Below are 11,734 nucleotides of genomic sequence, written 5' to 3'. Positions count from 1 at the left end.
CGTGTCGACTGGGCGCAGCAACGCCAGGTCGTGTCGTGTCGGTGCCCGGCCGCCCCGGATGACAGCTAGTACCGCAGCTTCACGACTCCACGTCGTCCGGTTCGCCAAGCGAGACCCGATGTGGCGCGTCGAACCCGAACAGTTCGTTGGGCGTGCACTCCAGTGCTGTGCACAGCGCCTGCAGAGTCGCGATCTTCACCTGGGCCGGATCCTTCTTCATCAGCACGTTAACCGACTGAAGGGACAGCTCGAATCCTGCTCGGCGGCTAAGGAGTGCGCGCATTTGGGTCGCGTCCCAGATGCCGCGGGAGGCCGCGACCTGTCGCAGTTGCCACTCGATCTTCACCTGCTGCCGTCCCGCCGTCGTCATGCCACGGCGCTTCACGTCGCCGCCAACCGACGCTCAGTGTTCCCGATGACAGCGGTCAGCGTGTCTCTGCATGTCCGGCGTGTTCAGCAAGCGCAACCGGGAGGACAGGCGCGACTTGCATTACTCATGTGTTGCTTTATTTGCTAAGGTGTCAGCTTAGTTGCCGATCGGCTTCACCTCCGTTGGGCCGAGTGGACGTTCCTCCCAGCGAACGTCGGTACGGGGTCCAGTCGAAGTCGTACGACAGCGAGAGGAGCGACATGAAGCGACCCGACGCGGGGCGGTTCAGCCTGGACGAAGCTCCGGAGCTGATCTTTGAGATCCGGTCTGCCGACGGCGCCGAGGCGGTGCGGCTTCGCCTGGAGCAAGCAGAGGCGTTGTGGGAGGTGACCCAATGGCAGGCCCGGAACAGGTCCGCAGATGGGTTGGGCAACGCAGCGTAGGGCGCGTGCGAAGCCCTTACGGCCAAACGGCGGACTGCGAACGGGTGGGCATTGCCGCACAGCCAACGGTTCTACGCTTCGCGTGGCTGGGGCGTGTGTCCACACGGGACATGCAGGACCCAACCCTGTCCTTGCCCCGCCAGCTGGGATCGTCGCAACGCTCGCTCCCCGAAGGCGGCCTCATCGTCGCGCACTTCTACGACGTCGAGTCCGGTCGCATGGATCTCGACATTCGCGGAGGCGGGCACGCGCACGAACAGTTCGACCTCACGATCCCGCGTGACGGCGGCATCCAAGACCTGCTCGCCGAGGCCGAGCGCCCTGACCGGCGATTCGACTACGTCATCTGCGAGTCGATCGAGCGCACCGCCCGGCACATGTACTACGGCACGACCATCGAACATCGCTTGGAGAGCGCCGGAGTTCGCCTCCTTGCCGCCGACGAACCCTTTCAGCTGACCACAGTGGACGGTCGAAAGCCCAAGACTGCCACGCAACTGTTGACTCGTCGGGTCAAGCAGAGCATCTCCGAGTTTTACGTCGTAGACATGCTGGAGAAGTCCTGGGACGGCTACGCCATCCACGCCGAAGCGGGATACAACATAGGCAAAGCCTGCTACGGCTACCGCGCGCGCCACGTGCCGCACCCGGTCCCCGCCAAGCGGGCTAAGGGTGTCAAGAAAACCTTCCTTGAGGTCGACCCTGCCCAGGCACCCGCGGTGCGCAAGGCGTACCACTGGCGAATCACCAAACGGCTTGGCTACCAAGCCATCGCAGACCGCCTCAACCTCGACTCCGCCGTCTACCCTCCGCCTGTCCCTGTCGACCCGAGTCGTGCCGTCGGCCGCTGGACCTACTCGAACGTCCGCGACATCCTCACCAATCCCAAGTACACCGGGCACATGGTGTGGAACCGCAAGGGTCGCAAGTCTCGCGGGAACCGCGCCAACCCGATAACGGAATGGATCTGGAGTGCACAGCCCGTCCACGAATCTCTCGTCACCCTGGACGATTGGCTGCAAGCTCAGGACGTCAGCGGCCACCGCTTCGGTTCTCGCAGCACCGGCAACACGAACGTCAATCACCCCCAGACCAAGCGCAGTTATCTGCTGCGCACCTATCTGTTCTGCGGTGCCTGCGGTCGACGCATGAACGGCAAGACCCGCCGTGGCCACGTCTACTATGTCTGCGCACCGAAAAAGGGATACGTCCCCGACGGGCACCCTGGCGCGGGGAGCTTCTGGATTCGCGAAGACGCCATCGTCGACAAGCTCAACGAGTTCCTGTCCGCGCACATCTTCGGCACCTACCGCCGGAGCCTGCTCGGAGATGCCGCTCGCGAACTCGGGGCTGTCGCTCAGAGGGAACGAGAGCAACGCATCGACGCCCTCCGTCGCGAGATCAACGACACCGCTCGCATGATCAAGAACGTGGTCCGCAGTTTCGCGCTCTTCGACAAACCGACCAAGGAACTTGTCGGAGAGATCAATGACGAGCGCAACGAGCTTCACGAACGCAAATCCCAGCTCGAAGCTCAGCTCGCCCAGATCGAAGAGGAGCATCAACAGGCGACCAATCCGGACCTGCTCGACGCTCTGCCCATGGGTGAGGTTCGGGTCGAGGAGTTGCCCGAAGACGTCGCGCGGCGGCTCTTCGAAGCCCTCCGGCTTGAGCTGCGCTACCAGAAGGGCACCAATCAAATCAAGTGCACAGCCACGTTGATCGGGCCTGCAGTCTCAGCGGCGCAGCATGCTGCCCGTGATGCGATCGTATTGCCGCTTGACCGAAGCAAGCGGATTGACCAGCGCAAACATGAGAAAGGGGAGGATGTCATGTCTGACATCTCTCCCGTTCCCATCCTTGTGGTGCCCTCGGCAGGATTCGAACCTGCGACACCTGCCTCCGGAGGGCAGTGCTCTATCCCCTGAGCTACGAGGGCCCGCTTTCGCGACTGAGCAAAGCCTAGCGCATGCCCCTTCACAGTCGTGCACAGGAGGGGGCTTAGCGCGGTAGCGTCGAACCGTCGACGCGGAGGGAGGCGGCGGTGAGCGCCGAGCCGTTCCAGGTCAGGGTGGCGGAAGAGGACATCGACGACGTGCGGGCGCGGTTGCGGCGTACCCGGTGGCCGGAGGCGCAGACCGTCGGCGACTGGTCGCAAGGGTTGCCGCTCGCCTACGCCCAGGAGCTTTGCCGCAGCTGGGCCGAGGACTACGACTTCGGCTTCGCCGACCGGCTCAACGCCTTCCCGCAGTTCCGCCAGGACATCGACGGCCTCGGGATTCACTACGTCCACCTTCGCTCGCCGGAGCCGGACGCGTTTCCGCTGGTGATCACGCACGGCTGGCCTGGCTCGGTGCTCGAATTCCTCGACATCCTCGGTCCGATGGCCGATCCGCGGGGGCACGGCGGCGATCCGGCGGACGCGTTCCACGTCGTCGCGCCTTCGCTGCCGGGCTATGGCTGGAGCGACAAGCCGAGCGAGGCCGGTTGGGGCGTCCCGAAAATCGCGGCCGCCTGGGATCAGCTGATGGTTTCCCTCGGCTACGAGAGGTACGGCGCGCAGGGCGGCGACTGGGGTTCGGCGGTTTCGGGCGCACTCGGCGAAGTCGCGCGGGAGCGGGTCGCGGGGGTGCACGTCAACATGGCGGCCGCGCCACCGGGCCAGTTCGAGGACGAGACCGACGAGGAGCGCGAAGGCGCGGAAGCGGCGGCCGAGTTCCGGCGCACCGGCCAGGGGTATTCGGGACAGCAGGGCACGCGTCCGCAAACTCTCGGCTACGGACTCACCGACTCGCCGGCGGGGCAGGCGGCCTGGATCGCCGAGAAGTTCTGGGCCTGGACCGACAACAACGGCCATCCGGAGGACGCGGTCACCCGGCAGCAGCTCCTCGACGCGATCTCGGCGTACTGGTTCACCGCGTCGGCGACGTCGTCCGCGCGGCTGTACTGGGAAAGTTTCCGCAGCTTCGGCGATCTCGTCACGGCCCCGTCCGGCATCTCCGTCTATCCGCGCGACATCGTCCGCCCGTCGCGGCGGCAGGCGGAGCTGAGATACACCGATCTGCGCTGGTTCGAGCGGCTGCCTCGCGGCGGGCACTTCGCGGCGATGGAACAACCGGCGTCGCTCGTCGAGCAGATTCGCGGGTTCTTCCGGCTCGTGCGCTGATCTTTCCCACCTCGCGGAACAGGGCTGGGAGAAACCCGTCACCAGGCGTTAGAGTGAAGTTAGCCTACCCTGTATTGCACATATGCGCATGTCACTATATATTCCTCTCGACACCGAGACTTGGGAGGCGAGCGATGGGACACGGGCACGGCCACGGGCACACCGCCGCTCCGGCGAGCGCGTCCGGCCGCTACGTCCGCGCACTGTTGATCGCTCTCGCGGTCGGCGCGGGGTTCATGGTGCTGGAGTTCGTCGTGGGCTTCGCCACCGGTTCGCTCGCGCTGATCTCCGACGCCGCGCACATGTTCACCGACGTACTCGGCGTCGGAATGGCGCTTGCCGCGATCATGCTCGCGCGCCGCAGCGGGCCGACGCCCAGTCGCACGTTCGGCATGTACCGGGCGGAAGTCCTTGCCGCGCTTGCCAATGCGGTGCTGCTGTTCGGCGTCGCCGGGTATGTGGCGGTCGAGGCGATCGGGCGGATCGCCGACCCGCCGGAGGTCCCCGGTCTGCCGGTGCTGCTCGCCGCGGCCGCCGGTCTGGTCGCGAACATCGTGTCGTTCCTGGTGCTGCGTTCGGGTGCGAAGGAAAGCCTGAACGTCCGCGGTGCCTACCTCGAAGTGCTGGCTGACCTCGTCGGCTCGGTCGGCGTGTTGCTCAGCGGCGCGATCACGCTCACGACAGGCTGGCGCTACGCCGACCCGATCATCGGTGTCGCGATCGGACTGTTCGTCCTGCCGCGCACCTGGACGCTCGCCCGCCGCGCGCTGCGAATCCTCTTCCAACACGCACCCGCCGGCGTCGACGTCGGCGAGATCAGCACCGAACTCGCCGCGCTGCCGGGGGTCGCGGACGTGCACGACCTGCACGTCTGGACGCTGACCTCGGGCATGGAGGTCGCCTCGGCGCACCTGACGGTGAGCGCCGAAGCCGAACAATCCACGGTGCTCACGAAGGCGCAAGACCTGCTGTCAGTCCGCTACGAGATCAAGCACGCGACGCTTCAAGTCGAGGGACCGCAATGCGCCCGCCGATGCGCGGAGCTGTCCTGGTAGACCGGGGACCATGCGCAAGGACTTCGACCCCGCACAGCTGGCCCCGAACGCGTTCTACCACCTGATGACCGCGACCGTCGTGCCGCGGCCGATCGCCTGGGTGTCGAGCACCTCGCGAGCCGGGGTCGACAATCTCGCGCCGCATTCGTTCTTCACCGTCGCCTCGGCCGCGCCCGCGGTCCTGCAGTTCACCTCGGTCGGGCGGAAAGACACCCTGCGCAACGTCGAGGCGACCCGGCAATTCGTGGTCAACCTCGCGCCCGAGCCGCTGTTCGAGCAGATCAACGCGACCGGCGCGGATTTCCCGCCGGAGATGAGCGAATTCGACGAGGCCGGGCTGACCCGCGAGCCGAGCCTCAAGGTTCGTCCGCCCCGGGTGGCGGAATCGCCGGTGGCGTTCGAATGCGAATTGCACAGCACGGTCGGTTTCGGCCGCTCGACCGTGGTGTTCGGCCGGGTCGTGCACCTCGCGGTCAACGAGGACGTTCTCGACGGCGACCACCCGATGATCGACCGGCTGCGGCCGCTGTCCCGGCTCGGGCGCGACGAGTGGGGGACGCTGGGCGGAATCCGGGAGCTGGCGCGGCCCACGTACAAAAGCTCGTGAGTGTTGATCACGGTTAGAACCGTGATCAACACTCACGAGCCTTTTCAGGGAGCGGGCAGCGGCTGCGCGTTCCGCCCCTTCAGCATGAGCTTCATCTGGTCCATCTCCGCGCCCTGGGACACCAACATGCTGCGGCACAACGCTTTCACCGCGTCAACCGACGTGTGGTCCTGCGCGTACTCGGCCATCGCGACGCCGCCCTGGTGGTGGCGCAGCATCAGCTGAAGGAACTCGACATCCAGCGCGCGCCCGGACAGCGAGCGCAGCTTCGCGAGGTCCGCGTCGGTGGCCATGCCGGGCATCGGCGCGCCGCCCGCCGGGCTGCTGGTCGGCATCTGCATGCCCGCGTGGCCCATCGGCTCGGTCATCCACGCCATGTACGCGCCGGTCGCCTGCTCGGGCTGGTCCCACAGCATGAGCCAGCCCTTCATCCGCCCGACCTGCTCGGTCTGCGTGCGCTCGATGTCGAACGCGAGCTGGCGGATCTCCGGGTCGGTGGAGTGGTCGCGCGCCCAGCCGGCCATCGTGACCGCTTGCAGGTGGTGCACGGACATGTCCTGGGCGAACCCGACCTCGACCGAACCCGCGCCCGGCGTCGCGGGCGTCGCGTCGCCGCCGTCGGTGAGCCGCGTCGCGAAAACGCCGATCGCGGCCCCGACCAGCAGCACCGCGATCAGCGTGCCGCCGATGACCACCCAGCGGGACCAGCCGGTCCGCTCGACCGGAGCGGACTCCTCGGCCGGCGGGGCGGTTTCGACGCCGCCCGTCTCGGCCTCGTCTTCTTCGGAGCGGCCCATGGTCACTGCCCGGCCGGCGGGGTCCCCGGCATGCCGCCCTGCTGCTCGGTCTGGGCTCCGGTGCTGCCCTTGTAGTCCATCGGCTTCGCGTCCTTGCCCGGCTTGCTCGGGTCGAACTTCGGCGGGTTGCTCGGGTCGAACATGCCCTTGCCGAGCGCGTCGCACGAGGCGCCGATCTCCGGGTACACGCCGTTCGGGTTGGTCCGCAGCGCGGCGATGAACTGGTCGATGCGCGGGTCGTCGGCGCTGTCCAGCTTCAGCTGGTGGCCCCACGACTGCAGCGAGATCGGCTTGTCCAGGCCCGGGTAGGGCGACATCATCGTGTACGGCTTGCCCTTGACCCGCGCCTCGAGCAGCGGGAGCTGGTCGCCCTTGACCTTGTCCGGGTTGTAGGCGATCCACACCGTGCCGTGCTCGAGCGCGTGCACCATGTTCTCGTTGCGCACCGCGGTCGGGTAGACGACGCCGGTGCAGGTGGCCCAGTAGCCGTCGTGCGGGCCGCCGAACGGCGGGCTCTGGTCGTAGGCCACCCGTTCGGTGGGCAGGATGTGCACCGAACCGGTGTACTGCTTGATGACCACGCCGGGGATCTTCTTCGACGGGTCCGGATTGCTCGCGGTCGGCGCGAAGGCGGCGGCGGCCTGGTCCCTGGAGGCCTGGTCGCGCTTGGGAGCGGACGCCTGCAGGTAGTAGACGATGACGCCGGCCAACAGGGCGACCACCACGACGACGCCGATGATCGTGCCCCAAGGCGTACGCTTGCCGGACACGACCGAGCGGGCCTTCGCCGCCCTCACCGCGGATGCGGACGAGCCCTTTTTCCTGGTGGTCCCGTTGGCCATGATTGCCGAGATCTCCTCGTGAGAGCGGGGGAGGGAGCCGGACGGACCCCTGCCGGTAGCCCAGTGTAGAGACCGGGCGTGCGATCACCGTGAACACCCGCGAGGCGCCCCGGCGAGCGGAACATCCGCCTCCGGTGTGCCCGCCGTCTCGCCAGGCTGTACCGCCGCGACCGCGCGGCCGAAGCGCACCTAGAATCCGGCGAGTGACTCCCGCCGCTCTCGCCGATCTGGTCCGCAGCTCCGCCGTGCAGGTCCTCGCCGCACGAGGCGTCGACGCCGCCGTGCTGCCGGAGACCGTGACCATCGAACGCCCGCGCAACCCGGACCACGGAGACTACGCGACCAACCTCGCGCTGCAGGTGGCCAAGAAGGCGGGCATGCAGTCGCGCGAGTTCGCCGAGGCGCTCGCCGAGGTCGTCGCGGGAGCGGACGGCGTGGCCGCGGCCGAGGTCGCCGGACCGGGCTTCCTCAACTTCCGGCTCGCCGCCGACGCGCAGGGCGAGGTCGTGCGCCAGGTGCTGGCCGCGGGCGCCGGCTACGGCCGCGGCGACGCGCTGGCCGGACGCCGGATCAACCTGGAGTTCGTCTCGGCGAACCCGACCGGCCCGATCCACCTCGGCGGCACGCGCTGGGCCGCGGTCGGCGACGCGCTGGGCCGGGTGCTCGGCGCGCAGGGCGCGGACGTCACCCGCGAGTACTACTTCAACGACGCCGGCGCGCAGATCGACCGCTTCGTGCGCTCGCTGATCGCCGCCGCGAAGGGCGAACCCGCGCCGGAGGACGGCTACTCGGGCGGGTACATCAGCGACATCGCGGCCGAGGTGATCAAGGCCGAGCCGAGCGCGCTGAGCCTGCCCGAGGCCGAGCGGCACGAGACCTTCCGGCGCGTCGGCATCGAGCTGATGTTCAGCCAGATCAAGCAGAGCCTGCACGATTTCGGCACCGACTTCGACGTCTACTTCCACGAGAACTCGCTGCACGAATCCGGCGCGGTCGACGCCGCGGTGCAGCAGCTCAAGGACTCCGGCAACCTTTACTTCGCCGACGGTGCCTGGTGGCTCAAGTCCAGCGAGTACGGCGACGACAAGGACCGGGTCGTCATCAAGAAGGACGGCAATACCGCCTACATCGCTGGCGACCTGGCCTATTTCAAGGACAAGCGCAACCGCGGCCACGACCTGTGCATCTACATGCTCGGCGCGGACCACCACGGCTACATCGCGCGGCTCAAGGCCGCCGCCGCGGCGTTCGGCGACGACCCGGCCGCGGTCGAGGTGCTGATCGGCCAGATGGTGAACCTGGTCAGCGACGGCAAGCCGGTGCGGATGTCCAAGCGGGCGGGCACCGTGATCACGCTCGAGGACCTCGTGGAGGCGGTCGGCGTCGACCCGGCCCGCTACGAGCTGATCCGCTACTCCGTCGATTCCTCTTTGGACATCGACTTGGACTTGCTGCGCAAGCATTCCAACGACAACCCGGTCTACTACGTGCAGTACGCGCATGCCCGGCTCTCGTCGCTGCGGCGCGGCGCGGCGGACCTCGGCCTCAAGGTCGACGGGTCCGGCACTGACGTTGATTTCGGACTGCTCACCCTGCCTGCAGAAGGCGACCTGATCCGCACCATCGGCGAATTCCCGGCGGCTGTGCGGCGGGCGGCGGAGATGCGCGAACCGCATCGCGTGGCCCGCTATCTCGAGGAACTGGCCGGCGCCTACCACAAGTTCTACACCGTGGGCCGGGTCCTCCCGCAGGGCGACGAGGAGGCCACTCCCCTCACGTACGCCCGGCTCGCTCTGTGCGAAGCCGCGCGCCAGGTCCTGGCGAACGGCCTGTCGCTGCTCGGTGTCTCCGCTCCGGAACGGATGTAAACAATGGCGCACCCCGCGGGCCCCCGCCACGCCGACGTCTACCCCCATGCCGACGCCTCCGGGTTCCCGCCCGCGAGCGCGGGCGAACTCGACCAGCTGCCCGCGAAAGTGTGGCCGCGCAACACATATCGCGCCGCGGACGGCGTCGTCCGGATCGCCGGCGTCGACGTGCGCGACCTCGCGCAGACCTACGGCACGCCGCTGTTCGTGGTCGACGAGGCGGACTTCAAGTCCCGCTGCGCCGACTACGCCGAGGCGTTCGACGACCCGGCGCTCGTGCATTACGCGTCGAAGGCGTTCCTGTCCGTCGAAATCGCCCGCTGGGTGGCCGAACAGGGGCTGAGCCTCGACGTCTGCAGCGGCGGCGAACTGGCCGTCGCGCAGCGCGCGAACTTCCCGGTGGAGCGGATCACGTTCCACGGCAACAACAAATCGGTCGCCGAACTGGACGCGGCCGTCGAGGCGGGCGTCGGCACCGTGGTGGTCGACTCGTACTACGAGATCGCCCGGCTCGCCGAAATCGCCGCCGCGCACGAGATCGAGCAGAAGGTGCTCGTCCGCGTGACGGTCGGCGTCGAGGCGCACACCCACGAGTTCATCGCGACCGCGCACGAGGACCAGAAGTTCGGTTTCTCGCTGGCTTCCGGCGACGCCGCCGAAGCGGTGCGCCGGGTGCTGAACGCGCCGTCGCTCAAACTGGTCGGCCTGCACAGCCACATCGGTTCGCAGATCTTCGACGCCGACGGCTTCGAGGTGGCCGCGCGCCGCGTCGTCGGGCTGCTCGCGGAACTGGCCAAGGAGCACGGCCGGGACCTGCTGGAGCAGATGGACGTCGTCGACCTCGGCGGCGGTTTCGGTATCGCCTACACCGAAAAGGACAACCCGCCGCCGCCCTCGCAGATGATCACGCAGATCCGCGAGATCGTCCGCAAGGAATGCGCCTACGCCGACCTTCCGGTGCCGCGCATCGCGGGCGAACCCGGCCGCGCGATCGCCGGTCCGGGCACGTTCACCCTGTACGAGGTGGGCACGATCAAGGACGTCGCGCTCGGCGACGAGACCGCCCGCCGGTACGTCAGCGTCGACGGCGGCATGAGCGACAACATCCGCACGGCGCTCTACGACGCGGTGTACGACTGCCGTGTGGTTTCGCGGTCCGCCAGCGACGGCGACGAGCCGGTGACCCCGGCTTTGTCTCGCGTGGTGGGAAAACACTGTGAGTCCGGCGACATCGTGGTCCGAGACTGCTGGCTGCCAGACACGCTGGCTCCCGGCGACCTGCTGGCCGTCGCGGCGACCGGCGCCTACTGCTACGCGATGGCCAGTGGCTACAACCGGCTGCCGCGGCCCGCGGTGGTCGCCGTGCGCAACGGCACCGCCCGGCTGCTGCTGCGCAGGGAGACGACGGACGACATGCTGCGCCTGGAGGTTTGAGAAGTGTCCACTGTGTCTCCGAAAAGCCGGTCTCCGAAAGGCCTGTCTCCCACGGACCGTGCGCCCATCCGGGTCGCGATGCTCGGCTGCGGCACGGTCGGCAGCGAGGTCGCCCGGCTGCTCACCGAACAGGCCGACGAGCTGGCGGCCCGCGCGGGCGCGCGGGTGGAACTGGTCGGCATCGCGGTCCGACGCCCGGACAAGCACCCGGAGCTGCCCGCCGAACTGCTGACCGACGACGCCGCGGCCCTGGTGGCGCGGGACGACGTCGACGTTGTGGTCGAGCTGGTCGGCGGGATCGACCCGGTGCGCAGCTGGCTGCTCACCGCGCTGAACGCGGGCAAATCGGTGGTCACCGCCAACAAGGCGCTGCTCGCCGAGCATTCGGCCGAGCTGTTCGAGGCGGCCGACGCGGCAGGCGTCGACCTGTACTTCGAGGCCGCCGTGGCCGGGGCCATCCCGCTGCTGCGCCCGCTGCGCGAGTCGCTGGCGGGCGACCGGATCACCCGCGTGATGGGGATCGTCAACGGCACCACCAACTACATCCTCTCCGCGATGGACGCCACCGGCGCGGGCTACGCCGAAACGCTCGACGAGGCGAGCCGGCTCGGTTACGCGGAAGCGGACCCGACGGCGGACGTCGACGGGTACGACGCCGCGTCGAAGGCCGCGATCCTTGCCTCGCTGGCGTTCCACTCCCGGGTCACCGCGAAAGACGTGCACCGCGAAGGCATCGCCGACGTCACGGCGTCGGATCTGGCTGCGGCGCGCACTCTTGGCCGCACAGTGAAGCTGTTGGCGATTTGCGAACGGGTGACCGCGGACGACGGCGCGGAATCGGTGTCCGCCCGCGTGCATCCGGTGATGATTCCGCGCAGCCACCAGCTGGCCGGCGTCGGCGGCGCGTTCAACGCGGTCTACGTCGAAGCGGACGCGGCCGGCGAGTTGATGTTCTACGGCCAGGGCGCCGGCGGCGCGCCGACCGCCAGCGCGGTGCTCGGCGACCTCGTCGCGGTGGCGCGCAACCAGGTGCTCGGCGGCCGCGGCCCGCGCGAATCGGCGCACGCCGCGCTGCCGGTGCGGCCGATGGGCCAGACGCCGACGCGCTACCACGTGAGCCTCGACGTCGCGGACCGCGCGGGTGTGCCAGCC

At 68.5% G+C, this 11,734-nt stretch carries 10 protein-coding genes, 1 tRNA gene and 1 pseudogene; 8 read left to right on the top strand and 4 right to left on the bottom strand.

Translation table 11 applies throughout. From position 1 onward, the window contains the following. Positions 1 to 79: 79 nt before the first annotated feature. On the bottom strand, positions 80 to 370 hold the full coding sequence (locus D0D37_RS21350) for a helix-turn-helix domain-containing protein (protein ID WP_244223604.1): 291 nt from the start codon (positions 368 to 370) through the stop codon (positions 80 to 82). Between the two features lie 260 nt (positions 371 to 630). On the opposite strand from D0D37_RS21350, the gene D0D37_RS21345 reads away from it, so the two are divergent. Together D0D37_RS21345 and D0D37_RS48865 are read left to right on the top strand one after the other, a co-directional pair. Further along, positions 631 to 813, top strand: coding sequence for a hypothetical protein (locus D0D37_RS21345; RefSeq protein ID WP_162834367.1), 183 nt, complete (start codon positions 631 to 633; stop codon positions 811 to 813). Beyond that, a pseudogene (locus D0D37_RS48865) lies at positions 765 to 1,973 on the top strand (recombinase family protein); the annotation flags it as partial. The gene D0D37_RS21345 and the pseudogene D0D37_RS48865, both read left to right, overlap by 49 nt. A 703-nt stretch (positions 1,974 to 2,676) precedes the next feature. Here D0D37_RS48865 and D0D37_RS21330 read toward each other — a convergent pair. Further along, positions 2,677 to 2,752: transfer RNA gene (locus D0D37_RS21330), tRNA-Arg, on the bottom strand. 105 nt (positions 2,753 to 2,857) lie between these two features. Here D0D37_RS21330 and D0D37_RS21325 point away from each other — a divergent pair. The 3 genes from D0D37_RS21325 to D0D37_RS21315 all read left to right on the top strand — a co-directional run bounded on the left by D0D37_RS21325 (position 2,858) and on the right by D0D37_RS21315 (position 5,641). Continuing rightward, positions 2,858 to 3,979, top strand: a complete 1,122-nt coding sequence (locus D0D37_RS21325; protein WP_116202326.1) for an epoxide hydrolase family protein — start codon at positions 2,858 to 2,860, stop codon at positions 3,977 to 3,979. A 134-nt stretch (positions 3,980 to 4,113) separates the two neighbouring features. Further along, on the top strand, positions 4,114 to 5,034 hold the full coding sequence (locus tag D0D37_RS21320; RefSeq protein WP_116202325.1) for a cation diffusion facilitator family transporter: 921 nt from the start codon (positions 4,114 to 4,116) through the stop codon (positions 5,032 to 5,034). A 10-nt stretch (positions 5,035 to 5,044) separates the two neighbouring features. After that, positions 5,045 to 5,641 carry a flavin reductase family protein gene (locus tag D0D37_RS21315; RefSeq protein ID WP_116202324.1) on the top strand — a complete coding sequence of 199 codons (597 nt, stop codon included), beginning with the start codon at positions 5,045 to 5,047 and terminating at the stop codon, positions 5,639 to 5,641. Between the two features lie 44 nt (positions 5,642 to 5,685). On the opposite strand, the gene D0D37_RS21310 is transcribed toward D0D37_RS21315, so the two are convergent. Both D0D37_RS21310 and D0D37_RS21305 read right to left on the bottom strand, forming a co-directional pair. After that, positions 5,686 to 6,438, bottom strand: coding sequence for a DUF305 domain-containing protein (locus tag D0D37_RS21310; protein ID WP_116202323.1), 753 nt, complete (start codon positions 6,436 to 6,438; stop codon positions 5,686 to 5,688). A gap of 2 nt (positions 6,439 to 6,440) precedes the next feature. After that, positions 6,441 to 7,280 carry a DUF3105 domain-containing protein gene (locus D0D37_RS21305; protein ID WP_116202322.1) on the bottom strand — a complete coding sequence of 280 codons (840 nt, stop codon included), beginning with the start codon at positions 7,278 to 7,280 and terminating at the stop codon, positions 6,441 to 6,443. Between the two features lie 203 nt (positions 7,281 to 7,483). Here D0D37_RS21305 and argS point away from each other — a divergent pair, with 203 nt between their 5' ends. The 3 genes from argS to D0D37_RS21290 form a co-directional block, all read left to right on the top strand. Continuing rightward, positions 7,484 to 9,148 carry an arginine--tRNA ligase gene (gene argS / locus D0D37_RS21300; protein WP_116202321.1) on the top strand — a complete coding sequence of 555 codons (1,665 nt, stop codon included), beginning with the start codon at positions 7,484 to 7,486 and terminating at the stop codon, positions 9,146 to 9,148. 3 nt (positions 9,149 to 9,151) lie between these two features. Next, positions 9,152 to 10,582, top strand: coding sequence for a diaminopimelate decarboxylase (lysA, locus tag D0D37_RS21295; RefSeq protein ID WP_116202320.1), 1,431 nt, complete (start codon positions 9,152 to 9,154; stop codon positions 10,580 to 10,582). 12 nt (positions 10,583 to 10,594) lie between these two features. Further along, positions 10,595 to 11,734, top strand: a 1,140-nt coding sequence (locus D0D37_RS21290) for a homoserine dehydrogenase (RefSeq protein WP_279630329.1), incomplete at its 3' end; no start/stop codon positions are given.

It is taken from the genome of Amycolatopsis circi (assembly GCF_003385235.1).
In the GTDB taxonomy this organism is placed as follows: domain Bacteria; phylum Actinomycetota; class Actinomycetes; order Mycobacteriales; family Pseudonocardiaceae; genus Amycolatopsis; species Amycolatopsis circi.
Note: the sequence above shows the minus strand (reverse complement) of the source record. Positions and strands in the feature narration are given on the sequence as shown.